General features: G+C 35.3%; 35 protein-coding genes. 2 read left to right on the top strand and 33 right to left on the bottom strand.

Going from position 1 to position 23,860, the window contains the following annotated elements:
* Nucleotides 1-55: 55 nt before the first annotated feature.
* The 33 genes from carA to rpsL form a co-directional block, all read right to left on the bottom strand.
* On the bottom strand, nucleotides 56-1,156 hold the full coding sequence (gene carA / locus LPC21_RS05085; protein ID WP_229316096.1) for a glutamine-hydrolyzing carbamoyl-phosphate synthase small subunit: 1,101 nt from the start codon (nucleotides 1,154-1,156) through the stop codon (nucleotides 56-58).
* A gap of 148 nt (nucleotides 1,157-1,304) precedes the next feature.
* The gene (gene rplQ, locus LPC21_RS05080) at nucleotides 1,305-1,808 is read right to left on the bottom strand and encodes a 50S ribosomal protein L17 (RefSeq protein ID WP_229316095.1); all 504 of its coding nucleotides are present in this window, start codon (nucleotides 1,806-1,808) and stop codon (nucleotides 1,305-1,307) included.
* Between the two features lie 37 nt (nucleotides 1,809-1,845).
* Nucleotides 1,846-2,838, bottom strand: coding sequence for a DNA-directed RNA polymerase subunit alpha (locus LPC21_RS05075; RefSeq protein WP_026706997.1), 993 nt, complete (start codon nucleotides 2,836-2,838; stop codon nucleotides 1,846-1,848).
* A gap of 21 nt (nucleotides 2,839-2,859) precedes the next feature.
* Nucleotides 2,860-3,465 (bottom strand): 30S ribosomal protein S4, encoded by a 606-nt coding sequence (rpsD, locus tag LPC21_RS05070; protein WP_229316094.1) that lies wholly within the window; start codon nucleotides 3,463-3,465, stop codon nucleotides 2,860-2,862.
* 92 nt (nucleotides 3,466-3,557) lie between these two features.
* A complete protein-coding gene (rpsK, locus tag LPC21_RS05065) occupies nucleotides 3,558-3,941 on the bottom strand; it encodes a 30S ribosomal protein S11 (protein ID WP_229316093.1) in 384 nt (127 codons plus the stop codon).
* A gap of 8 nt (nucleotides 3,942-3,949) precedes the next feature.
* Nucleotides 3,950-4,324 (bottom strand): 30S ribosomal protein S13, encoded by a 375-nt coding sequence (gene rpsM, locus LPC21_RS05060; RefSeq protein ID WP_229316092.1) that lies wholly within the window; start codon nucleotides 4,322-4,324, stop codon nucleotides 3,950-3,952.
* Between the two features lie 2 nt (nucleotides 4,325-4,326).
* A complete protein-coding gene (gene ykgO / locus LPC21_RS05055) occupies nucleotides 4,327-4,443 on the bottom strand; it encodes a type B 50S ribosomal protein L36 (protein WP_002987490.1) in 117 nt (38 codons plus the stop codon).
* 14 nt (nucleotides 4,444-4,457) lie between these two features.
* Complete coding sequence (infA, locus tag LPC21_RS05050; RefSeq protein ID WP_007136545.1) at nucleotides 4,458-4,673, bottom strand: translation initiation factor IF-1; 216 nt, start codon at nucleotides 4,671-4,673, stop codon at nucleotides 4,458-4,460.
* Nucleotides 4,674-4,676: 3 nt separating this feature from the next.
* Nucleotides 4,677-6,023 (bottom strand): preprotein translocase subunit SecY, encoded by a 1,347-nt coding sequence (secY, locus tag LPC21_RS05045; RefSeq protein WP_229318516.1) that lies wholly within the window; start codon nucleotides 6,021-6,023, stop codon nucleotides 4,677-4,679.
* 12 nt (nucleotides 6,024-6,035) lie between these two features.
* Complete coding sequence (rplO, locus tag LPC21_RS05040) at nucleotides 6,036-6,488, bottom strand: 50S ribosomal protein L15 (protein ID WP_229318514.1); 453 nt, start codon at nucleotides 6,486-6,488, stop codon at nucleotides 6,036-6,038.
* 11 nt (nucleotides 6,489-6,499) lie between these two features.
* Entirely contained in the window at nucleotides 6,500-6,682 is a 183-nt protein-coding gene (gene rpmD, locus LPC21_RS05035; protein ID WP_229318512.1) for a 50S ribosomal protein L30, read from the bottom strand.
* 14 nt (nucleotides 6,683-6,696) lie between these two features.
* Nucleotides 6,697-7,221 (bottom strand): 30S ribosomal protein S5, encoded by a 525-nt coding sequence (rpsE, locus tag LPC21_RS05030; protein WP_229318511.1) that lies wholly within the window; start codon nucleotides 7,219-7,221, stop codon nucleotides 6,697-6,699.
* A 6-nt stretch (nucleotides 7,222-7,227) separates the two neighbouring features.
* A complete protein-coding gene (gene rplR, locus LPC21_RS05025) occupies nucleotides 7,228-7,578 on the bottom strand; it encodes a 50S ribosomal protein L18 (RefSeq protein WP_229318510.1) in 351 nt (116 codons plus the stop codon).
* Nucleotides 7,579-7,589: 11 nt separating this feature from the next.
* The gene (gene rplF, locus LPC21_RS05020; RefSeq protein WP_229318509.1) at nucleotides 7,590-8,132 is read right to left on the bottom strand and encodes a 50S ribosomal protein L6; all 543 of its coding nucleotides are present in this window, start codon (nucleotides 8,130-8,132) and stop codon (nucleotides 7,590-7,592) included.
* 18 nt (nucleotides 8,133-8,150) lie between these two features.
* Nucleotides 8,151-8,549 carry a 30S ribosomal protein S8 gene (rpsH, locus tag LPC21_RS05015; protein ID WP_229318508.1) on the bottom strand — a complete coding sequence of 133 codons (399 nt, stop codon included), beginning with the start codon at nucleotides 8,547-8,549 and terminating at the stop codon, nucleotides 8,151-8,153.
* Between the two features lie 75 nt (nucleotides 8,550-8,624).
* Complete coding sequence (gene rpsN / locus LPC21_RS05010) at nucleotides 8,625-8,894, bottom strand: 30S ribosomal protein S14 (protein WP_121337687.1); 270 nt, start codon at nucleotides 8,892-8,894, stop codon at nucleotides 8,625-8,627.
* Between the two features lie 3 nt (nucleotides 8,895-8,897).
* Complete coding sequence (gene rplE / locus LPC21_RS05005) at nucleotides 8,898-9,449, bottom strand: 50S ribosomal protein L5 (protein ID WP_047774308.1); 552 nt, start codon at nucleotides 9,447-9,449, stop codon at nucleotides 8,898-8,900.
* Nucleotides 9,450-9,451: 2 nt separating this feature from the next.
* Complete coding sequence (gene rplX, locus LPC21_RS05000; RefSeq protein ID WP_229318507.1) at nucleotides 9,452-9,766, bottom strand: 50S ribosomal protein L24; 315 nt, start codon at nucleotides 9,764-9,766, stop codon at nucleotides 9,452-9,454.
* Between the two features lie 11 nt (nucleotides 9,767-9,777).
* Entirely contained in the window at nucleotides 9,778-10,146 is a 369-nt protein-coding gene (gene rplN, locus LPC21_RS04995) for a 50S ribosomal protein L14 (protein ID WP_007803649.1), read from the bottom strand.
* Between the two features lie 2 nt (nucleotides 10,147-10,148).
* A complete protein-coding gene (gene rpsQ / locus LPC21_RS04990; RefSeq protein WP_229318505.1) occupies nucleotides 10,149-10,406 on the bottom strand; it encodes a 30S ribosomal protein S17 in 258 nt (85 codons plus the stop codon).
* 17 nt (nucleotides 10,407-10,423) lie between these two features.
* Nucleotides 10,424-10,615, bottom strand: coding sequence for a 50S ribosomal protein L29 (rpmC, locus tag LPC21_RS04985; protein WP_229318503.1), 192 nt, complete (start codon nucleotides 10,613-10,615; stop codon nucleotides 10,424-10,426).
* A gap of 12 nt (nucleotides 10,616-10,627) precedes the next feature.
* Nucleotides 10,628-11,053 (bottom strand): 50S ribosomal protein L16, encoded by a 426-nt coding sequence (rplP, locus tag LPC21_RS04980; protein ID WP_017495016.1) that lies wholly within the window; start codon nucleotides 11,051-11,053, stop codon nucleotides 10,628-10,630.
* Nucleotides 11,054-11,072: 19 nt separating this feature from the next.
* Nucleotides 11,073-11,828, bottom strand: coding sequence for a 30S ribosomal protein S3 (gene rpsC / locus LPC21_RS04975; protein ID WP_229318501.1), 756 nt, complete (start codon nucleotides 11,826-11,828; stop codon nucleotides 11,073-11,075).
* Between the two features lie 5 nt (nucleotides 11,829-11,833).
* Nucleotides 11,834-12,244: a 50S ribosomal protein L22 gene (rplV, locus tag LPC21_RS04970; RefSeq protein WP_229318499.1), complete on the bottom strand. Its 411-nt coding sequence runs from the start codon at nucleotides 12,242-12,244 to the stop codon at nucleotides 11,834-11,836.
* A gap of 6 nt (nucleotides 12,245-12,250) precedes the next feature.
* The gene (gene rpsS / locus LPC21_RS04965; protein WP_229318495.1) at nucleotides 12,251-12,529 is read right to left on the bottom strand and encodes a 30S ribosomal protein S19; all 279 of its coding nucleotides are present in this window, start codon (nucleotides 12,527-12,529) and stop codon (nucleotides 12,251-12,253) included.
* Between the two features lie 6 nt (nucleotides 12,530-12,535).
* The gene (gene rplB, locus LPC21_RS04960) at nucleotides 12,536-13,360 is read right to left on the bottom strand and encodes a 50S ribosomal protein L2 (protein ID WP_059114053.1); all 825 of its coding nucleotides are present in this window, start codon (nucleotides 13,358-13,360) and stop codon (nucleotides 12,536-12,538) included.
* A gap of 9 nt (nucleotides 13,361-13,369) precedes the next feature.
* Complete coding sequence (rplW, locus tag LPC21_RS04955) at nucleotides 13,370-13,660, bottom strand: 50S ribosomal protein L23 (RefSeq protein ID WP_229318493.1); 291 nt, start codon at nucleotides 13,658-13,660, stop codon at nucleotides 13,370-13,372.
* A gap of 8 nt (nucleotides 13,661-13,668) precedes the next feature.
* Nucleotides 13,669-14,298 carry a 50S ribosomal protein L4 gene (gene rplD / locus LPC21_RS04950; protein ID WP_229318484.1) on the bottom strand — a complete coding sequence of 210 codons (630 nt, stop codon included), beginning with the start codon at nucleotides 14,296-14,298 and terminating at the stop codon, nucleotides 13,669-13,671.
* Nucleotides 14,298-14,915 (bottom strand): 50S ribosomal protein L3, encoded by a 618-nt coding sequence (gene rplC / locus LPC21_RS04945; protein ID WP_229318482.1) that lies wholly within the window; start codon nucleotides 14,913-14,915, stop codon nucleotides 14,298-14,300. The genes rplD and rplC overlap by 1 nt, the downstream gene beginning before the upstream one ends.
* A 158-nt stretch (nucleotides 14,916-15,073) precedes the next feature.
* Entirely contained in the window at nucleotides 15,074-15,379 is a 306-nt protein-coding gene (gene rpsJ / locus LPC21_RS04940) for a 30S ribosomal protein S10 (RefSeq protein ID WP_007803605.1), read from the bottom strand.
* 11 nt (nucleotides 15,380-15,390) lie between these two features.
* The gene (gene fusA / locus LPC21_RS04935; RefSeq protein WP_229318480.1) at nucleotides 15,391-17,547 is read right to left on the bottom strand and encodes an elongation factor G; all 2,157 of its coding nucleotides are present in this window, start codon (nucleotides 17,545-17,547) and stop codon (nucleotides 15,391-15,393) included.
* Between the two features lie 11 nt (nucleotides 17,548-17,558).
* Nucleotides 17,559-18,035 (bottom strand): 30S ribosomal protein S7, encoded by a 477-nt coding sequence (gene rpsG / locus LPC21_RS04930; protein WP_121337677.1) that lies wholly within the window; start codon nucleotides 18,033-18,035, stop codon nucleotides 17,559-17,561.
* 75 nt (nucleotides 18,036-18,110) lie between these two features.
* Entirely contained in the window at nucleotides 18,111-18,494 is a 384-nt protein-coding gene (rpsL, locus tag LPC21_RS04925) for a 30S ribosomal protein S12 (protein ID WP_007136570.1), read from the bottom strand.
* A gap of 491 nt (nucleotides 18,495-18,985) precedes the next feature.
* On the opposite strand from rpsL, the gene LPC21_RS04920 reads away from it, so the two are divergent.
* Both LPC21_RS04920 and LPC21_RS04915 read left to right on the top strand, forming a co-directional pair.
* Nucleotides 18,986-22,177 (top strand): SusC/RagA family TonB-linked outer membrane protein, encoded by a 3,192-nt coding sequence (locus LPC21_RS04920; RefSeq protein ID WP_229318478.1) that lies wholly within the window; start codon nucleotides 18,986-18,988, stop codon nucleotides 22,175-22,177.
* A 23-nt stretch (nucleotides 22,178-22,200) separates the two neighbouring features.
* The gene (locus LPC21_RS04915; protein WP_229318477.1) at nucleotides 22,201-23,850 is read left to right on the top strand and encodes a SusD/RagB family nutrient-binding outer membrane lipoprotein; all 1,650 of its coding nucleotides are present in this window, start codon (nucleotides 22,201-22,203) and stop codon (nucleotides 23,848-23,850) included.
* Nucleotides 23,851-23,860 lie beyond the last annotated feature (10 nt).

Genomic DNA, 23,860 nt, shown 5'->3' with positions numbered 1-23,860 from the left:
TAAAAAAAGCGAAGTACAACTACTCCGCTTTTATAACACTCTCAAAAGAAGTGTTTTATTTTTTCATGTTCTCAATAAATTGATCGAACAAATAAGATGAATCGTGTGGACCTGGACTCGCCTCCGGATGGTATTGTACTGAAAAACAATTTTTATTTTTCATACGCATTCCGGCTACAGTTTCGTCATTCAAATGCAAATGGGTAATCTCTAAATCTGGATGTTTTTCTAGCTCTTCTTTATTCACAGCAAAACCGTGATTTTGAGACGTAATCTCCCCTTTACCAGTAATCACATTTTTAACAGGATGATTGATTCCACGGTGACCATTGAACATTTTATAAGTAGACACTCCATTGGCTAAAGCAATCACCTGGTGTCCCAAACAAATTCCAAATAAGGGTTGGTCATTGGCAATGATTTCTTTAGCTACTCCAATGGCACTTGTTAAAGGATCTGGATCACCAGGCCCATTAGACAAGAAGAACCCATCTGGATTGAACGAAGCCAAATCAGCATAAGTGGCGTTGTATGGAAATACTTTGATGTAACAATCTCTCTTAGCAAAGTTGCGTAGAATATTCGTTTTAATTCCTAAATCCAAGGCAGCAATTTTATAGGTTGCATTTTCTTCTCCAAAGAAATAGGGTGTTGTAGTAGAAACTTTAGAGGCTAATTCTAATCCTTTCATATCCGGAACCTGAGCCAAAGCCGCTTTCAATTCTTCGATCGGAGTACCATCGGTACAAATAACCGAATTCATGGCGCCATTGTCACGAATATAACTTACTAAAGCGCGGGTATCTACATCCGAAATACAGATTAAATTTTGCTTGGTAAAATAGTCTTCTAAACTTTCTGAAGCATCTGGACGAGAATAATTAAAACTGAAATTTTTACAAACCAAACCTGCAATTTTAATACCTTGTGATTCTACTTCTTTATCATTCACACCATAATTTCCAATGTGGGCGTTAGTAGCTACCATGATTTGTCCAAAATAAGAAGGATCTGTGAAGATCTCTTGGTATCCTGTCATACCCGTATTGAAACATACTTCACCAAAAGTAGTTCCGCTAATTCCGATTGATTTTCCGTGAAAAATAGTCCCATCGCTTAGTAATAGAATGGCACTTTGTCTAGTTGTGTATTTCATGTGTAGTTTAATATGCTGCAAATTTAATTCATTAATACAGCGGATGCAAAAAATTGGTTGACGATTTTCAAATTAAAAAATTCAAAAAAAAAGGATAAACTAAAAATTAGTTTATCCTTTTCTTATTATTGAATGATTATAATCATAATTATTCAGCAGCTTCTGTTGTTGGTTCAGCATCAGCAACCGGAGCTTCTGCAACTGGAGCTGCTTCTACTTCGTCTGCTTTTTTAGCTTTTCCACCACGACGGCTTTTTGCTTTTTTAACTTCTTTTTTACCTCCGTTGTAAAGTTCGTTAAAATCTACTAATTCGATCATTGCCATATCAGCATTATCTCCTAAACGATTTCCAACTTTAATGATACGAGTGTATCCACCTGGACGGTCACCTACTTTAGCAGCAACATCTCTGAACAAGTCAGTAACTGCATATTTGCTACGTAAGTATGAAAAAACAATACGACGATTGTGAGTCGTATCCGCTTTTGATTTTGTTATTAATGGCTCAACAAATTGTTTAAGCGCTTTTGCTTTAGCAACAGTAGTATTAATACGTTTGTGCTCGATTAGAGAACAAGCCATATTAGCTAACATAGATTTTCTATGTGCAGTCTGTCTGCTTAAGTGATTGAATTTTTTTCCGTGTCTCATTGCTTTATGAAATGTAATCTACCCTAAGGAGATTAGATTATTCTTTATCTAGTTTGTATTTTGCCAAGTCCATTCCGAAGGTCAAGTTTTTCACCGCTACCAACTCATCAAGTTCAGTTAACGATTTCTTACCGAAATTACGGAATTTCATTAGGTCATTTTTATTGAACGATACTAAATCACCAAGTGTATCAACTTCAGCCGCTTTCAAGCAGTTTAATGCTCTAACAGAAAGATCCATATCAACAAGCTTAGTTTTAAGCAATTGTCTCATGTGTAATGATTCCTCATCGTATGATTCTGTTTGTGCTATTTCGTCAGCCTCAAGAGTGATTCTTTCGTCTGAGAACAACATGAAATGGTGAATTAAAACTTTAGCCGCTTCAGTAAGAGCATCTTTAGGATTGATAGAACCATCAGTTTTTATTTCAAAAACTAATTTTTCGTAATCTGTTTTTTGCTCTACACGGAAGTTTTCAATAGCATATTTTACATTTTTTACCGGAGTAAAAATAGAGTCTGTAAAAATGGTTCCAATTGCAGCATTTTGTTTTTTGTTCTCTTCAGCAGGAACATATCCTCTACCTTTTTCGATAGTTAAATCGAAATTCAGTTTGATTTTACTATCAAGATTACAGATTACAAGTTCTGGATTCAAAACTTGGAAACCTGAAATGAATTTTTGAAAATCACCAGCTGTTAATTGGTCTTTACCAGAAACTGAAATAGTAACAGCTTCATTATCGATATCTTCAATTTGACGTTTGAAACGTACTTGTTTAAGATTAAGGATAATTTCGGTAACGTCTTCAACAACTCCTGAAATAGTAGAAAACTCATGATCTACACCTTCGATACGAACCGATGTGATTGCATAACCTTCCAATGCTGAAAGCAAAACTCTTCTAAGTGCATTACCAACAGTCAATCCATAACCAGGTTCTAAAGGTCTAAATTCAAATTTACCTTCAAAATCGGTTGAATCGATCATGATAACTTTATCGGGCTTCTGAAAATTAAATATTGCCATAAATTTCGACTAAGTCAATTATTATTTGTTGTACAACTCTACGATTAATTGTTCTTTAATGTTTTCTGGAATTTGCAATCTTGCAGGTACAGAAACAAAAGTACCTTCTTTGATATCGTTATTCCATGTAATCCATTCATAAACATGACTTGAATTAGATAAAGAACGTTCGATAGCCTCTATAGATTTAGATTTTTCACGAACCGCAACTTTATCACCAGGTTTAAGGTGGTAAGAAGGAATATTAACCACTTCACCATTTACAGTGATGTGTCTGTGAGAAACGATTTGACGAGCACCTCTTCTAGAAGGAGCAATACCCATTCTAAAAACTACGTTGTCTAATCTAGCTTCACATAATTGTAATAAAACTTCACCAGTAACACCTTTAGTAGCTGATGCTTTTTCGAATAAATTTCTGAATTGTTTTTCTAAAATTCCGTAAGAATATTTAGCTTTTTGCTTTTCCATTAACTGGATAGCGTACTCAGATTTTTTTCCTCTTTTTTTAGCCATCCCGTGTTGACCAGGTGGGTAATTTCTTTTTTCGAAAGCTTTATCATCTCCGAAAATTGCCTCGCCGAATTTACGTGCGATTCTTGTACTTGGACCAGTATATCTTGCCATTTTAAATTGTTTAAGATAGAGATTATGAATTCAGGTCGTATCCTTCGATAATCTATAAATCTATCTAGTTTATACTATAATTGTTTTGAGTATTATACTCTACGTCTTTTAGGAGGACGACATCCATTATGAGGCATTGGAGTTACATCAATAATTTCTGTAACTTCAATTCCACCGTTATGCAAAGAACGGATAGCAGACTCACGTCCGTTTCCTGGTCCTTTAACATATACTTTTACTTTTTTAAGTCCAGCTTCAAGAGCTACTTTAGTACAATCTTCTGCTGCCATTTGAGCTGCGTACGGAGTATTCTTTTTAGAACCTCTGAAACCCATCTTACCAGCTGAAGACCAAGAAATAACTTCACCTTTTTTGTTAGTCAAAGAAATGATGATGTTATTAAAAGTAGCAGAAATATGAGCTTCTCCCGTTGATTCAACGATAACTTTACGTTTTTTTGCAGTTGCTTTAGCCATATTACTTATTATTTAGTTGCTTTTTTCTTGTTAGCAACAGTTTTTCTTTTCCCTTTTCTTGTTCTAGAGTTGTTTTTAGTTCTTTGTCCTCTTAAAGGAAGACCAGATCTATGACGGATACCTCTGTAACAACCAATATCCATTAAACGTTTGATGTTCAAAGAAACCTCAGAACGCAATTCACCTTCAATTTTGAAAGCTGATACTGCTTCACGAATTGCTCCGATCTCAGCATCATTCCAATCTTGAACTTTTTTATCTTGGCTAACTTGAGCTTTATCTAAAATCTCAATTGCTCTACTTTTTCCTAATCCGAAGATGTAGGTAAGTGCTATAACACCTCTCTTGTTTTTTGGGATATCTACCCCTGCTATTCTTGCCATAATTATCCTTGTCTTTGTTTAAATCTAGGATTCTTTTTGTTGATTACGTATAATCTTCCTTTTCTACGAACGATAATGCACTCGGCACTTCTCTTTTTCACTGATGCTCTTACTTTCATTGTTGAAATATCTTTTAATATCTATAAGTAATTCTTGCTTTTGACAAATCGTAAGGACTCATTTCTAGTTTCACTTTATCACCAGGTAATAATTTGATGTAATGCATTCGCATTTTTCCAGAAATATGAGCAATTACAATATGTCCATTTTCTAACTCTACACGGAACATTGCGTTAGACAATGCTTCAATAATTGATCCGTCTTGTTCTATTGCTGATTGTTTTGCCATAAATTAAGCTACTGCTTTTCTATTTTTACCCGTTTTCATTAAACCATCATAATGTTGATTCAATAAGTACGAATTAATTTGCTGCATCGTATCGATAGCAACACCAACCATAATAATTAAAGAGGTACCTCCAAAAAACATGGCCCAAGATTGTTGAACATCCATTATACTTACAACGATAGCTGGGAACACAGCAATTAATGCAAGGAATAGAGATCCTGGGAAAGTAATTAAAGACATCACTTTATCAAGAAAATCCGAAGTTTCAACTCCTGGCTTAACACCTGGAATAAATCCACCACTTCTTTTCAAATCATCAGACATTTTGTTAGTAGGAACTGTAATTGCTGTGTAGAAAAATGTAAATACAACAATCAATGTTGCAAAAACAAGATTATACCAAAAACCGAACATATTACTAAAAGCACCCACAATAGATTGTGAAGCATCTGATTTTGACAAACCTGCGACAGCAGCTGGAATAAACATAATCGCTTGAGCAAAGATAATTGGCATAACTCCTGCAGCATTAAGCTTCAAAGGAATCCATTGTCTATTACCACCCATAACGTCTTGTTCATAGTCACCAGTTGATGTACGACGAGCATATTGAACAGGTATTTTTCTAACTGCCATGACAAGTAATACACAAGAAATAATAACTAATAACCAAACAATAATTTCGATCACCAATAACATTGGTCCACCATTATTATTTGTAACTCTAGTTGTAAATTCTTGAACAAAAGCTTGCGGAAGACGAGCTAAAATTCCCACCATAATTAATAATGAAATACCATTACCAATTCCTTTATCTGTAATTTTCTCACCCAACCACATTGCAAATATGGTACCTGTAGTTAAAATAACCACTGAAGAAAATAAAAACTCAAAAGAATTAAAACCTAATAAAAAGGCATTACTTGGTAATGTTCTGTATAGATTATAAATGTAAGTAGGTCCCTGAAGTAAAGTTATTCCAATTGTTAACCAACGTGTAATTTGATTGATCTTTTTTCGTCCACTTTCGCCATCGTTTTGCAATTTTTGCAAATAAGGAATGGCCATACCCATTAACTGAACCACAATAGATGCAGAAATATAAGGCATAATTCCTAAAGCAAAAACAGACGCTTTAGAGAAAGCACCACCTGTAAACATATCCAATACAGAACCAATACCTTGTTTGGTTTGTCCTGCAAGACCGCTTAATTGTGTAGCATCAATCCCTGGAAGCGTAACCTGAGCTCCAAATCGATAGATTAAAAGTAAACCAAGAGTTAAAAGAATACGATTCTTTAACTCTTCGATTTTCCAAACATTACTTATTGATTCAATAAATTTCTTCATCTTAATTGAAAATTATAATGTTACAGCTTCTCCACCAGCAGCTTCAATAGCCGCTTTAGCAGTTGCAGTAAATTTATGAGCAGTTACTTTCAATTTTGCTTTCAATTCACCTCTACCTAAAATCTTAACGATTTCATTTTTGGTAGCCAAACGATTAGCAACATAAACTGTCATATCAACAGTATCAGTAATTACTCCATTATCAACTAATAATTGAAGAGTATCTAAATTAACACCTTCGTATTCTTTACGGTTGATGTTTGTGAAACCAAACTTAGGCACACGTCTTTGAAGTGGCATTTGACCACCTTCAAAACCAATCTTTTTAGAATACCCAGAACGAGACTTAGCTCCTTTGTGACCACGTGCAGCAGTACCACCTTTACCAGAACCTTCTCCTCTACCTAATCTTTTATTTTGATTGTGTGTAGCACCTTCAGCAGGTTGTAAGTTACTTAAATTCATAACTATAATTGTTATTTAACTTCCTCAACGGAAACTAAGTGTTTAACTTTATTTAACATACCAAGGATTGCAGGATTTGAATCATGCTCAACAACTTGTCCCATTTTACGTAGACCTAAAGCTTCTAAACCTCTCTTTTGAGAAAGAGGACAGTTAATTTTACTTCTAACTTGTTTTACTAATAATTTAGCCATAATTTCCTTGAATATTAACCTTTAAAAACTTTTTCTAAAGATACTCCTCTTTGTTTTGCAACAGTGTGAGCACTTCTCATTTGTAACAAAGCATCAAAAGTTGCTTTTACTACGTTGTGAGGATTTGAAGATCCTTGAGATTTAGACAATACATCGTGAATACCTACTGATTCAAGAACTGAACGAACAGCTCCACCAGCAATAACTCCAGTACCATGAGAGGCAGGAATTAAGAATACACGTGCACCACCAAATTTACCTTTTTGTTCGTGAGGAACTGATTGACCATTCAAAGGAATACGTACTAAATTTTTCTTAGCATCTTCCACTGCTTTCGCAATTGCTTCAGAAACATCTTTAGATTTTCCTAATCCGTGACCTACCACTCCGTTTTCATCACCTACCACTACAATAGCAGAAAAACCAAATGCTCTACCACCTTTTGTAACTTTAGTAACACGATTTACACTTACCAAACGGTCTTTTAATTCAAGACCAGCTGATTTTACTAACTCTATATTTTTGTATTTATTAGACATACTATATTAGAATTTAAGTCCAGCAGCTCTCGCGCCTTCTGCTAATGATTTAATACGACCGTGATATAAATAACCTCCTCTATCGAAAGTTACTGCATCAATACCGGCTTTTAACGCTTTTTCGCCCACTAGTTTTCCAACTGCTGCAGCTACTTCTACGTTTGTACCTTTTCCTATTTCTTTTTCTCTTGAAGAGGCAGCTAATAAAGTAACTCCATTTACATCGTCAATTAATTGCGCATAAATTTCTTTGTTACTTCTAAATACAGAAAGTCTAGGTTTAGCAGCAGTACCGCTAACAATCTTTCTAATTCTGAATTTAATTCTCTGTCTTCTATCAGATTTTGTTAATGACATAATCTTATTTTTTAAGCTGATTTACCTGCTTTTCTTCTTAATACTTCACCTACGAATTTAACACCTTTTCCTTTGTATGGCTCAGGCTTACGGAAACCTCTGATTTTCGCAGCTACCTGTCCTAAAAGTTGTTTGTCAAATGATGTTAATTTCACAATTGGGTTTTTACCTTTTTCTGAGATAGTCTCCACAACAACTTCGGGAGCTACTTCTAAAACGATATTATGTGAATATCCAAGAGCTAAATCTAATTTTTGACCTTGGTTTGAAGCTCTATAACCTACTCCTACCAATTCCAATTCTTTAGTAAAACCTGTAGATACACCTTGAATCATGTTGTTGATTAAAGATCTGTATAAACCGTGTTTTGCTCTTTGGTCTTTCTGATCAGACGATCTTTCTACTAGAACTTGACCGTCTTCAACTTTTACAGTAACGTCCGAAAACTCCTGTGTAAGTTGACCATTCTTTCCTTTTACTGTAACCACACCATTAGCAACTTCAACAGTTACTCCGGCAGCAATTACAATTGGATTTTTACCTATTCTTGACATCTTATATAGTCTTTAATATTAGTATACGTAACAAATTACTTCACCACCTACATTCAATTGCTTAGCTTGTTTCCCAGTCATAAGACCTTTAGAAGTAGAAACAATCGCAATACCTAATCCATTAAGGATTCTTGGAATTTTAGAAGCACCTGCGTATTTACGTAAACCTGGTTTACTAATTCTTTGGATATCTTTGATTACAGGCTCTTTAGTATCTTTATCATACTTCAAAGCAATTTTGATAGAACCCTGAACGGTATTCTGCTCAAACTTGTAACTTAAGATATACCCTTGATCAAATAAGATCTTGGTAATCTCTTTTTTTAGATTAGATGCCGGAATTTCAACAACTTTGTGGTTTGCAGCCACAGCGTTACGAACTCGCGTCAAGTAATCTGCAATTGGATCTGTATACATATGTATCAATTTGCGGTTTTGGTTTTCGATGGCACTCTGCCATCGAACCTTAAACCAATTTATAATTCTTAATTCTTACCAGCTAGCTTTCTTAACACCAGGAATTAACCCGTTGTTAGCCATTTCGCGGAATGTTACACGTGAAATACCAAATTGACGAATATATCCTCTTGGTCTTCCAGTTAATTTACAACGATTGTGTAAACGAACAGGTGAAGCATTTTTTGGTAATTTTTGCAAACCTACGAAATCTCCAGCTTCTAACAAAGCTTTTCTTTTCTCAGCATACTTTGCTACCGTTTTTTCTCTTTTCACCTCGCGGGCTTTCATTGATTCTTTAGCCATGTCTTAATTCTTTTTAAAAGGTAATCCTAATTCAGCCAATAACGATTTTGCTTCCTTATCTGTTTGAGCAGTAGTAACAAAAGTAATATCCATACCGGAAATTTTGTTTACTTTATCAATATCAATTTCTGGGAAAATGATTTGCTCTAAAACTCCAAGGTTGTAGTTACCTCTTCCGTCGAAACCAGTAGCTTTGATACCACTAAAATCTCTAACACGTGGTAATGCAGAAGTAATAAGTCTATCTAAAAACTCATACATTCTTTCTCCACGAAGGGTTACTTTTGCTCCAATTGGCATTCCTTTTCTCAATTTGAAAGACGCAACGTCTTTCTTAGAAATTGTAGAAACTGCTTTTTGTCCAGTGATCTTTGTCAATTCATCAACTGCATAGTCGATTAATTTTTTATCAGATACAGCTGCACCAACTCCACGGCTCAAAACGATTTTTTCCAATTTTGGAACTTGCATTACGTTTGTATATCCGAATTCCTCTTTAAGAGCAGCAATTACTCTGCTCTTGTATTCTTCTTTTAGTCTAGGTGTATATGCCATCACTATAGTACTTGATTAGATTTTTTTGAAAATCTCACTTTCTTATCTCCTTCTACTCTAATACCAACTCTAGTTGTTCCTTTAGTTTTAGGATCAATTAAAGCAATATTTGAAATTTGAATAGAAGCTTCTTTTTTAACGATACCACCTTGAGGGTTTTTAGCACTTGGTTTAGTATGTTTCGAAACCATGTTTACACCTTCAACTATCGCTTTGTTTTTTTCACGGTACACGCGTAATACTTTACCTTCAGCACCTTTATGGTCACCTGCAATAACTCTTACTACGTCTCCTGATTTTATTTTTAGCTTTATCATCTTAAAACGAATTAAAGCACTTCTGGTGCTAATGATACAATTTTCATGAATTGTTTTTCACGAAGTTCTCTTGCTACCGGACCAAAAACACGAGTTCCTCTCATTTCACCAGCAGCATTCAATAACACACAAGCGTTGTCATCAAATCTGATGTATGAACCGTCGGCTCTTCTCACTTCTTTTTTGGTACGTACAACAACTGCAGTTGAAACAGCTCCTTTTTTAACGTTTCCGTTAGGAGTTGCATCTTTGATAGAAACTACAATCTTGTCACCAACAGAGGCATACCTTCTTTTGGTACCTCCTAAAACACGGATAGTTAAAACTTCTTTAGCTCCTGTGTTATCTGCTACTTTTAGTCTTGATTCTTGTTGTACCATAATTATTTAGCTCTTTCAATGATTTCAACTAACCTCCAACATTTTGTTTTACTCAAAGGACGAGTTTCACTTATCCTTACAGTATCTCCAATGTTACAGTCGTTCTTTTCGTCGTGTGCGTGATACTTTTTAGTTTTCAACACGAACTTACCGTATAAAGGGTGTTTTACTTTACGTACTTCAGCAACAACAATAGATTTCTCCATTTTGTTTGAAGTAACAACACCAATTCTCTCTTTTCTTAAATTTCTTTTTTCCATCTTTCAGCAGATTACAATTATTGTAACTCTCTTTTTGTAAGCTCAGTAGCTAATCTTGCAATTGTTCTTCTTACAGTTCTAATTTGTAGAGGATTTTCAATTGGTGAGATAGCGTGAGCCAATTTTAGGTTAGCATAAGCTTTCTTAGTCTGGCTAAGTTTTTCTTGCAACTCCGCTGCAGAAAGATTTTTTATTTCTGATTGTTTCATAATATAATTAGATTATGCTTCGAAATCTCTCGCAACAACGAATTTAGTTTTTACTGGAAGTTTTTGTGCTGCAAGACGTAACGCCTCTTTTGCAACTGACAAAGGTACTCCTCCAACTTCAAACATGATTCTTCCGGGTTTAACAACGGCAGCCCAATATTCAACGGCTCCTTTACCTTTACCCATACGTACTTCAAGAGGTTTCTTGGTGATTGGTTTGTCTGGAAATATTTTGATCCATAATTGTCCTTCTCTCTTCATGTAACGAGTAGCTGCAATACGAGCTGCTTCGATTTGACGAGAGGTTAAGAACATTCCATCTTCATGTACAGATTTAATACCAAACATTCCATTAGAAAGTTCATGCCCTCTTTGAGAGTTTCCTTTCATTTTACCTTTCTGTACCTTACGGTATTTTGTTCTTTTAGGCTGTAACATTTTTCTTTAGTTTAAAAATTTACTTTCTTTTACGAGCGTCTGGTTTTCCACCTTTATTAAAGTTAGATTTACCTCTAGGGGCATCTCCACCTTTACCACCTGCACCAGATTGTTTTTTGTCCATTCCAGCAAGCGGAGAAAGATCTCTCTTTCCATAAACTTCACCTTTCATGATCCATACTTTAATACCCATTCTACCATAAGTAGTATGTGCTTCTGCTAAAGCATAGTCAATATCGGCTCTGAAAGTTGATAGAGGAATTCTACCTTCTTTGAAACCTTCTGAACGCGCCATCTCAGCTCCATTCAAACGACCAGAAATCAAAACTTTGATACCTTCAGCGTTCATACGCATAGAAGCAGCAATAGCCATTTTGATTGCGCGTCTGTAAGAAATACGACTCTCGATTTGACGACAGATACTTGTTGCAACTAAATAAGCATCAAGTTCAGGTCTTTTGATTTCAAAGATGTTAATTTGAACCTCTTTGTCAGTAATTTTCTTAAGTTCTTCTTTCAACTTGTCTACCTCTTGTCCACCTTTTCCGATAATGATACCAGGTCTAGCAGTAGTGATAGTAACGGTTACAAGTTTCAAAGTTCTCTCGATGATTACTTTTGATACACTAGCTTTTGATAAACGAGCATGGATGTACTTTCTGATTTTGTGATCTTCGGCTAATTTATCGCCATAATCATTTCCACCATACCAGTTAGAGTCCCATCCTCTGATGATACCAAGTCTATTTCCAATTGGATTTGTCTTTTGTCCCATCTTTATTAATTGCTTTGTGTGTTATTAATAGCTCCTAACACGATTGTTACGTGGTTAGAACGTTTTCTAATTCTGTGTGCACGACCTTGTGGAGCTGGACGAAGTCTTTTCAACATCATTCCACCATCTACTCTGATCTCTTTTACAAATAAGCCTGCTTCAGTAACATTACCTTCACTATTTTTTTGCTCCCAGTTATTGATTGCAGATAATAATAGTTTCTCTAATTTTCTTGAAGCTTCTTTTGAGCTAAATCTTAATATATTAAGTGCTCTTTCCACTTTCTGACCTCTTACCAAGTCCGCAACTAAGCGCATTTTTCTAGGTGAAGTAGGGCAGTTATTCAATTTTGCAAAAGCTAGTGACTTATTAGCCTCTTTTCTTGCGTCTGCTGTTTCTCTTTTACGAACTCCCATTGCTTCTTATTTTTTACCTTTATTTTTTGCTCCAGCGTGACCTCTAAAAGATCGTGTTGGTGAAAATTCTCCTAATTTGTGACCTACCATGTTTTCTGTAACGTAAACTGGTACAAACTGACGACCGTTATGAACTGCGATTGTTTGTCCAACAAAGTCTGGAGTGATCATTGAAGCTCTAGACCATGTCTTAACAACTCCACTACCACCTTTTTCAATGTTTTCTTGAACTTTCTTGTCTAACTTATAATGAACGAAAGGTCCTTTTTTTAATGAACGTGCCATATCTTATTATTTCTTTCTACGTTCTACGATATACTTGTTACTCGGGTTTTTCTTAGAACGAGTTCTATAACCTTTAGCTGGTATTCCATTTCTTGAACGTGGATGTCCACCAGAAGAACGTCCTTCACCACCACCCATTGGGTGATCGACAGGGTTCATTGCAACAGGTCTTGTTCTAGGTCTTCTTCCTAACCATCTTGTTCTACCTGCTTTTCCAGATACAACTAATTGATGATCAGAATTAGAAACTGCTCCAATTGTAGCTGAACAGGTTAACAAGATTAATCTTGTTTCTCCTGATGGCATTTTAATTGTTGCATATTTTCCATCTCTTGCCATTAATTGAGCAAATGTACCAGCTGAACGAGCAATAACTGCTCCTTGACCTGGACGTAACTCAATACATGAAATAACAGTTCCTAATGGAATTCTGCTTAATGGCAATGTATTACCAATTTCAGGTTGAGATTCTGGTCCAGAAACTAATTTCTGACCCACTTTCAATCCGTTTTGTGCAATAACATAAGTTTTCTCTCCATCAGCATAAGCTAATAAAGCGATAAACGCAGTACGATTTGGATCGTATTCGATTGATTTAACCGTAGCAGGAATTCCTTCTTTAGTACGTTTAAAATCAATAATACGATATCTCTGCTTGTGACCACCACCCGTATAACGCATGGTCATCTTTCCTTGACTATTTCTACCTCCAGAGTTTTTTATCGGCGCTATCAAAGAGCGTTCCGGCTTATCAGTTGTAATGGCGTCATAACCATTCACAACTCTAAATCGCTGACCTGGGGTAATAGGTTTTAATTTTCTAACTGACATTGTTCTCTATTAGATATTGTTGTAAAAATCAATTGATTCTCCTTCTTTTACTTGTACAAATGCTTTCTTTTCAGCATTTGTTTTTCCACTGATCAAACCACTTTTAGTGTATTTGGTAGTTCTATCCGGTCTTACGTTAATTGTGTTAACACTAACAACAGTTACTCCATAAGTAGCCTCAACAGCTTTCTTAATCTCAACTTTGTTTGCTTTTTTGTTAACAAAAAATCCGAAGCGGTTTAAAACTTCACTTTCTTTGGTTACTTTTTCAGTTACTATAGGTCTGATTATAATACTCATTTTCCTATTTATTTGCTTAAATTATCTTCAATTCCTTCCAAAGAACCTTCTAAAAGCACTACATTATTAGCGTTTAAGATGGCGTAAGTACTTAATTCTGAGCTACTTACTACGTTAGAAGCCTTTAAATTGCGTGACGACAAATATACATTTTTATTTGAATCACCCAACACGAACAACGATTTTTTGTTTTCTAAGCCTAACGATTTCAAAACGTTAATGAAATTTTTAGTGCTTGGAGTTTCAAAATTGAAGTCTTCTAAAACGATGATATTTGACTCTTTTGCTTTGATTGAGAAAGCTGATTTTCTAGCTAAACGTTTCAAGTTTTTATTCAATTTAAATGAATAACTTCTTGGTCTAGGTCCGAAAACTGTTCCTCCACCTTTAAACAATGGATTCTTTGCACTACCCGCACGAGCAGTACCAGTTCCTTTTTGTTTTTTAATCTTACGTGTACTTCCCGCAACTTCAGCTCTTTCTTTTGCTTTGTGCGTTCCTTGTCTTTGATTAGCAAGATATTGCTTTACATCAAGGTATACTGCGTGATTATTTGGTTCAATTGCGAATACTGAATCAGAAAGTTGAACTTTTCTTCCAGTATCTTTTCCGTTGAAATCTAATACTTTTACTTCCATTACTTCTGAATGATTACATAAGAGTTGTTATGACCAGGAACACATCCTTTAATAACAAGTAGGTTCTTTTCAGCCACTACTTTTAAAACTCTAAGGTTTTGAACTTTTACATTATCTCCTCCCATTCTTCCAGCCATACGCATTCCTTTGAATACTCTAGATGGATAAGAAGAAGCTCCTACAGAACCTGGCGCTCTTAAACGGTTGTGTTGACCATGAGTAGCTTGTCCAACACCACCAAAACCGTGACGTTTAACAACCCCTTGGAAACCTTTACCTTTAGATACACCTTGTACATCTACAAACTCTCCTTCTTCAAAAATAGTAACATCAATAAGATCTCCTAATTTTTGTTCAGTTGCAAAATTTTGGAATTCAACGACTTTTTTCTTAGCAACAGTTCCCGCTTTTTTAAAGTGACCTACAGCCGCTTTTGTGGAATGTTTCTCGTTTTTGTCATCGAAACCAAGTTGCAACGCTTCGTACCCGTCAACACCTTTGGTTCTGACTTGGGTAACAACACATGGTCCAGCTTCGATTACTGTACAAGGAATATTCTTCCCGTTTTCATCGAAAATGCTAGTCATGCCGATTTTTCTACCAATTAACCCAGACATAAATATTAATTATTAATTATTAAATATAAATATAGAACACACGTTTAAGCGAATCCTATTTTTTAAAAATGAGGTGCAAAAGTATAACTTATTTGCAGATATTCCAAAAAATGTTTTCGCTTAAACGGAATGCTCTTGTATTTCGAAAATACTGGTACCTAAACTTTGATCTCTACTTCAACTCCACTAGGCAATTCTAATTTCATTAAAGCATCAATAGTTTTAGATGAAGATGAATAAATGTCAATTAATCTCTTGTATGACATCACTTCAAATTGTTCTCTCGCTTTTTTGTTAACGTGTGGAGAACGTAATACCGTGAATAATTTTTTGTGCGTTGGCAATGGAATTGGTCCTGTTACTACTGCACCGGTAGTTTTCACCGTTTTTACAATCTTCTCAGCAGACTTGTCTACCAACATATGATCGTAAGATTTTAATTTTATTCTGATTTTTTGACTCATTTTCTTAAAGATTAAGCGTTTCCTTTTGCTTTTTTGATTACTGCTTCTGAAATATTAGCAGGCGTTTCAGCGTAGTGTGAAAATTCCATTGTAGATGTTGCTCTACCTGAAGACAATGTTCTTAATGTAGTCACATATCCAAACATTTCAGATAAAGGCACATCAGCCTTAATAGTTTTAGCACCAGCTCTATCACCCATGTCATTTACCTGACCTCTACGACGGTTAATATCACCTACGATATCTCCCATGTTTTCTTCAGGTGTGATCACTTCCATTTTCATGATTGGCTCTAAAATAACAGCACCAGCAGCTTTCGCCACTTCTTTGTACCCCATTCTAGCAGCTAATTCAAATGACAATGCATCAGAATCCACCGGGTGGAAAGATCCGTCTGACAACGTTACTTTCAAACTATCTACTGCATATCCTGCTAAAGGACCTGCTTTCATAGCTTCTCTAAAACCTTTCTCTACAGAAGGAATATATTCTTTAGGAACGTTACCACCTTTAACTGCGTTGATAAACTGTAATCCCACAGGAACTTTACCGTCCACTTCATCAGCAGGCTCTAATGTAAATACGATATCACCGAATTTACCACGACCTCCAGATTGTTTCTTGTAGGTTTCTCTATGTGTAGCTGATCTTGTAAACGCTTCTTTGTATTCTACTTGAGGCTCACCTTGGTCAACTTCAACTTTAAACTCACGTTTCATACGATCTACAAGGATATCCAAGTGTAACTCACCCATACCTGAGATAATAGTTTGCCCAGAAGCCTCATCTGTTCTAACTGTAAATGTAGGATCTTCCTCAGCTAATTTAGCCAAAGCCATACCCATTTTATCTACGTCAGCCTTAGTTTTAGGCTCAATAGCAATACCAATTACCGGTGCAGGGAATTTCATAGACTCAAGAATGATTGGGTGTTTTTCATCACACAATGTATCTCCAGTTTTGATATCTTTAAATCCAACAGCAGCTCCAATATCTCCAGCCTCAATATATTCGATTGGATTTTGTTTGTTAGCGTGCATTTGGTAGATACGAGAAATTCTTTCTTTGTTTCCTGAACGAGTGTTCAAAACATAAGAACCAGCATCTAAACGACCAGAATATGCACGGAAGAAAGCCAAACGACCAACGAATGGATCAGTAGCGATCTTAAATGCTAAAGCAGCGAATGGCTCTTTTACATCTGGTTTACGTAATATTTTAGTTTGATCTTCTTCTAATAATTCAGCATCATCAGGGTGAATACCTGTAATACCTTCTTTATCCATTGGAGATGGTAAGTATTTACATACTGCATCTAACATGAATTGAACTCCTTTATTTTTGAAAGAAGAACCAGCAATCATAGGAATGATCGCCATGTCCATAGTCGCAGCTCTTAAAGCCACGTTGATTTCTTCCTCTGTAATAGAGCTTTCGTCTTCCATGTATTTATCCAATAGATTTTCATCATAATCAGCTACTGCTTCAATAAGAATTGATCTATATTCTTTTACTTCTGCAAGCATATCTTCTGGGATAGGCACAATATCAAAAGTAGCTCCTTGAGTAGCATCATGCCAAATAATAGCTTGATTTTTAACTAAGTCAACTACCCCTTTGAAATCATTCTCTTCACCAATTGGCAAAGTGATTGCAACAGCGTTAGATTTTAACATATCTCTAACTTGTTGACATACGTTCAAGAAGTTAGAACCTTGACGGTCCATTTTATTTACGAATCCCATACGCGGAACTCTATATTGATCTGCTAATCTCCAGTTAGTTTCTGACTGTGGCTCAACACCATCAACCGCACTAAATAAGAAAACTAAACCATCCAATACACGTAACGAACGGTTTACCTCTACGGTAAAATCAACGTGTCCTGGGGTATCAATAATGTTAAAGTGGTAAGGTAATGTTTCAGGTAAAATTTTACCTTGTTCAGTTGGAAAATTCCATTCACAAGTTGTAGCAGCAGAAGTAATTGTAATACCTCTTTCTTGCTCTTGTGCCATCCAGTCCATTGTTGCAGCACCATCGTGTACTTCACCAATTTTGTGTGATTTTCCTGTATAGAATAAAATACGCTCTGTTGTTGTTGTTTTACCAGCATCAATGTGAGCAGCAATTCCAATGTTTCTTGTATATTTTAAATCTCTAGCCATTTCTTTATGAATTAAAATCTAAAGTGAGAGAAAGCTTTGTTAGCTTCTGCCATTTTGTGAGTATCCATTCTTTTCTTAACAGCCGCTCCTTCTTCTTTAGCCGCAGCTAAACATTCTGAAGCTAGTCTTTGAGCCATTGACTTCTCATTTCTTCTTCTTGAATAAAGTATTAACCACTTCATTGCCATAGAAATTTTTCTGTCTGGTCTAATTTGCATTGGAATTTGAAATGTTGCTCCACCAACTCTACGACTACGTACTTCTACGTGAGGCATAACATTAGTTAACGCATCTTTCCAAATTTCTAATGATGATTTTTCTGCATCTTGCTTTTTTGTTTCAATGATATCAATTGCATCATAAAAAACTTTAAAAGCTGTTGATTTTTTACCGTCCCACATTAAGTTGTTCACAAAACGAGTTACCAATTGGTCATTAAACCTTGGATCTGGTAAAAGTGGTCTTTTCTTTGCCGCTCTTTTTCTCATGTCTTTTTTTTAATTAAATGTCATACCTATATATATGTAATAAATCACACATACATGTAGTCATAACGTTTTAAATTACTTTTTTGCTTCTTTTGGGCGTTTAGCACCGTACTTAGATCTTCTTTGCGTTCTTCCTGCTACACCTGATGTATCAAGCGCACCACGAACGATGTGATATCTAACTCCTGGTAAATCTTTTACCCTTCCACCCCTAACTAATACTATCGAGTGCTCTTGTAAATTGTGTCCTTCTCCAGGGATGTAAGCATTTACTTCATTACCATTTGTCAAACGTACACGCGCTACTTTACGCATTGCAGAGTTTGGTTTTTTTGGTGTAGTAGTGTAAACACGCGTACAAACCCCTCTTCTTTGAGGACAAGAATCTAAAGCAACCGATTTACTCTTCTTAGTTATCTGAGTTCTTCCTGTTCTTACTAATTGTTGAATTGTTGGCATAATTAATACTAAAAATTTCTTATTATATTAAATTCCCGCTTTTTACGGGGTCGCAAATGTATAAATTATTTTTAACTCTGCAAACCATAATTAATTAATTTTCAATACAATTATTAAAATTAGAGTTTTATGAGATTTATTTGATATTTAGATTCTTATAAAATCAATAATAACACAGTGGTCATTATAAAGAAATAGATTACAAACAATTAATATTGATCAACTAAATTGAATATCACATTTCTAATTCGCCTTTTCAAAATAAATACAGACTATACAAAAAATAGACAATAAGTTAATAATATAACAAAATCAAGTGTTTTGGAGATTGAAAAAAACGTCAAATCGGCAAAAAACACAAAAAAACAACATTATTAAATCAATACGTTATAATGTTAAATTTTAGATGCACGCATAAAAAATTCTTCAAAACATTAGGAATGTTAACAAATTATTAAGAGTTTTGCTTCACTAATTCAAAATAATTAAAAATGAAACTAAAATTAAATGGATTCTTAGTGCTGCTTTTGGCGCTAGTGACGCAAATTACATTTGCTCAAGAAAGAACCGTTTCAGGTACTGTTTCTGACAATGCAGGCATGCCTCTTCCAGGTGTGAGTGTATTGGTTAAAGGAAGCAAAACAGGAACGCAAACTGATTTTGATGGAAAATTTTCTATCAAAGCGAGTGCTAACCAAGTGTTACTTTTTAGCTACATCGGGATGAAATCTCAAGAAGTAGTAGCTAATTCAACTTCACTAAATGTCAAACTTAAAGATGACTCAGTGGAATTAGAAACGGTAATGGTTACTGCCCAAGGTATTAAAAGAGAGAAAAAAGCTCTTGGATATGCTGTAAGTGAAATCAAAGCTGCTGATATCGAACAAAGAGCAGAAGGAGATGTAGCCAGAGTATTATCTGGAAAAGCTTCTGGAGTAATTATTAATCAAACAAGTGGTATTTCTGGTTCAGGAACTAGCATTAACATTCGTGGATTAAACTCTATCTCTGGAAATACTCAACCATTATTTATTGTTGATGGTGTGCCTTTCTCAGGCGATACCAATGCAACTGGTAACTTTGCTGATGGTAACTCTGGTTCAAGTCGTTTCTTAGACTTAGATCCAAATAACATTGCAAATGTTAACATCCTTAAAGGATATGCTGCAACTACATTATATGGTACTGCAGGTAGAAATGGTGTAATCTTAGTTACAACTAAAGGTGGTCAAGCTAAAAAAGGTCCTAAGAAAACTGAAATTACTTTAAACCAATCTTTATTTTTCAACGAAATTGCTTCTTTGCCAGATTTCCAAAATAAATTTGGTAATGGTTTTGACCAGGCTTATGGAAACTTCTACTCTAACTGGGGACCAGGTTTTTATGAAAAAGGTTTAGGTGGATGGGCTGCTGCTGGATCAGGTATTGGTACTGACGGAACTATCCTTCACCCCTACAGTAGATCAGCTTTAGCTGCTGTATTCCCTGAATACCAAGGATTAAGAATTCCTTACAAAGCTGCTCCAAACAATGTTAAAGATTTCTTTAGAATTGGATCAGTGATCAATACAAGTTTAAATGTTGCTGGTGGTTCTGATGACGGAAACACTAATTTCAACATCAACTTTGGTAATTTAAGTGACGAAGGATTTACTCCTGGAAACAAATTAAAAAGAACTTCATTCAGTTTAGGTGGACGTTCTAAGTTAACAAACAAATTTACAGTTAGCGGAACAATGAACTTCTCTAAAACTGACTTCTTAACCCCACCTGTTGCTCGTAGTAACGGTTCTGGTGTTCAAGGAGGTGGATTGTCTATTTATGCTGACGTTTTCTATACTCCTAGAAACGTTGATTTGCAAAACTGGCCATACCAACACCCTATTACAGGTGCTAACTTAAGTTACCGTTCAGGAAATGATATTTTGAATCCATATTGGACGCTTAAAAACTCATTCGTAAACCAAATTACTAACAGAACATTTGGTAATGCTGCATTAACTTATGATTTAAATGACAACATCAAATTAAACTATAGAGTTGGTTATGACTTTTATAACGAGCGTAATACTGTAGCAACAAATATTGGTGCGCCTAGAGGACCTGTTCAAGGATCTTTAAGAACGTATGATAACAACAATATGATTTGGGATCATAACGTAATGGTGAATGGTAATTATTCATTAACAGACAAATTAAACTTGAACTTTACTGCTGGAGCTACTTCAAGAGCGGAGAGCTTTGACAGACAAGGGGTTTCAAGTGTAGGACAACAAGTTTACGGTATTTTAAGACATTACAATTTTGGTACTCAATCACCAATTCAATATTCAGAACAACGTAATATTGTTGGTTTGTATGGTACTGCAGAATTTGATTACAACAAATACCTATATGTAACTTTGTCTTCAAGACAAGACTGGGTATCTAATACATTCGAAAATACTATTCTTTACCCATCAGCTTCGGCTTCATTTATTGCTACTGAGGCTTTCCCAAGCATCAAAAGTGTAAAAGGATTAAACTATTTAAAAATTAGAACAGGTTACGGTACTTCTGCAGGATTTGCACCAAGCTATCCAGTAGCCAATACTCTTGAGAGTTCTGCAAGAGACTTCTCTGATGTAAACGGAGTGGTTAACGCTGCACAATCAGGTAGTTCTTCTTTAGGTAACGCTGGATTACGTCCTGAGTTATTAAAAGAAATTGAATTTGGATTTGACTCTAAATTCTTTGATAACAGAATCTCTTTGAATGCTTCTTATTTCAAAAGATATACTACAGATTTGATTACATCTACTCCAATTGCTAATTCAACTGGATACCTAAACACATTTACTAATATTGGTAAATTAGAAGGTAACGGTTTAGAAATTGACCTTGATGTTCATGCAATCAAAAATGATAAAAATGGTTTCAACTGGGAATTAGGCGCTAATTTCTTTAAAGGAGAAATGATCGTTACTGATTTAGGTGACTTAGAAAAAGTAACTGTTGCAGGTTTCACTAACTTGGGTAACCAAGCGATTGAAGGAGAGCAATTAGGTGTAATGGTAGGTAGTAGAATCAAAAGAGACGCTAACAACAATTATGTAGTAAACAGTACAGGTTCTTACGAAATTGAAGCAGGTCCATTTATTATTGGTAACCCTAACCCAGATTTCACATTGAACACTAACAGTACAATGTCATACAAAAACTTCAACTTCTCATTCTTGATTAGTTATGTAAGTGGTGGGGATATCTACTCAGGTACTTCTTCTGCTTTATTAGCGAGAGGTTTAACTGCTGATACTGATAACCGTGTAAATACTTTTGTATTACCTGGTGTAAAAGCAGATGGAACTAAAAACGACATTCAAATCAACAACTCTGATTACTACTTTACCAATATTGGTTTTGGACCAGATGAATTGAGTGTTTATGATGGTTCTGTAATCCGTTTGAACGAAGTTTCATTAGGATATACTTTACCAAGCAAATTGATAGAAAAAACACCATTTGGCAGCATTACTTTTAATGTAGCTGGATACAACTTATACTACAATGCCTTCAATACTCCTAAAGGAGTTAACTTCGATCCTAACGTAATTGGTACTGGAGTTGGTAATGGTAGAGGTTTTGATTTCTTGAATGGACCTAGTGGAAAAAGATATGGTTTCAGCATTAAAGCGACATTCTAATTCATTCTAAACTTATAAAAACTATGAAAAAATTATTTAAAACAGTAGGTTTTCTTATCCTAATGATAAGTTTAGTGACGTTTTCATCATGTGAAACGACCAACCTAGAATTAACGGAAAATCCGAATGAACTTCCAATATCAGCTTCAAATCCTGATTTATTATTAAATGGAGTTCAGTTAAAATTCGCTAACACAATCCAATACTTTGGAAACAGTGGTGCTGAAGTAACACGTTTGAAATATATGTATGGTAGAGATTACCAAAATGCATATAGTGCATCATTCTTTAATACTGAATGGGAATATTCTTACCGTTCAATTATTAAAAACATTCGTTTAATGAACCCTATTGCAACTGAAAAAGGTTTCAAACACCACCTTGCAATCGGTCAAGTAATTGAAGCGTATACTATTGTAACTTTAGTAGATTATTTTGGTGATATTCCTTACTCTGAAGCTTTTGACGGTTCTAATTTGAATCCAAAATTAGATTCTGGTAAAGATGTATATGCTGCTGCTCTTGTATTGTTAGACAAAGCTATTGTTAACTTTAACGCTACTGCTACTGCAGAACCAACTAACGATTTCTATTATGGAAAATCATGGTCAAAATGGGTTAAATTAGCGAATACTATCAAAATGAAGATTTATCTTCAAACTCGTTTAGTAGATGCTACTGCAATTTCTAAATTCAATACTTTAGTAAGTGCTGGTTCATTCATTGGAACTGGAGAAGATTTTGAATTCAACTGGGGTACAGCTAATGCCAATCCAGATTCAAGACATCCTGAGTATGTAAACAACTATACTCCATCTGGAGTAGGTTCAGGATACCAAGCTAACTGGTTATTAAACGAAATGAAAAATGGTAAATCTGTAATTGACCCACGTATTCGTTTCTATTTCTACAGACAAGTTAGTGATACTCCTGTTAACGAACAAGACATGACTTGTTCTGTACAAACAGCTCCTGCTCACTATTTAGCTGGAGGTCATACTTACTGTAGAATTGCAAATAATGCAGGATATTGGGGTAGAGACCACGGTAATAACGAAGGAACACCTAATGATGCTCAAAAAAGAACTGCTGCAGGATTGTATCCAGCTGGAGGTCGATTTGACGACAGTTCATTTAAAGCAATCAACGGAATCTCATTTGGAGCCAAAGGACAAGGTATTACACCAATCATCTTAGCTTCTACAGTTGATTTTTGGAGAGCCGAAGCGGCTTTATCTCCAGGCGGTACAGGAGATGCTAAAGCTTTAATGACAGCTGGTATCACTAAGTCATTAGCTAAAGTTAGAGGGTTTATTGGTAGAGATAAAACAGCTGATGTAACTAGAGTTCCTGCTTTAACTGCAGATACTTCTTACTTGACTTCAGTTGGATTGAACTACGATAATGCTACCAATAAATTAGATGTGGTAATGACTGAATTTTTCATTACACTTTATGGTAATGGTATCGATGCTTACAATGCGTATAGAAGAACTGGTTTACCAAGTAGAATTCAACCTAACATTGAGCCAACTCCAGGTAAATTCATCCGTTCTTTCTTATACCCTGCTTCAGAAACAGGTACAAATCCAAATGTTAAACAAAAAGCAAGTGTAGGACAACGTGTATTCTGGGATAATAATCCAGAAACTGGTTTCCCTCTTGGTAACTAAAATAAATTAT

The organism is Flavobacterium ammoniigenes, from assembly GCF_020886055.1.
GTDB lineage: Bacteria > Bacteroidota > Bacteroidia > Flavobacteriales > Flavobacteriaceae > Flavobacterium > Flavobacterium ammoniigenes.
The sequence above is the reverse complement of the archived record's forward strand: the minus strand, read 5'-3'. Positions and strand labels throughout refer to the sequence as shown.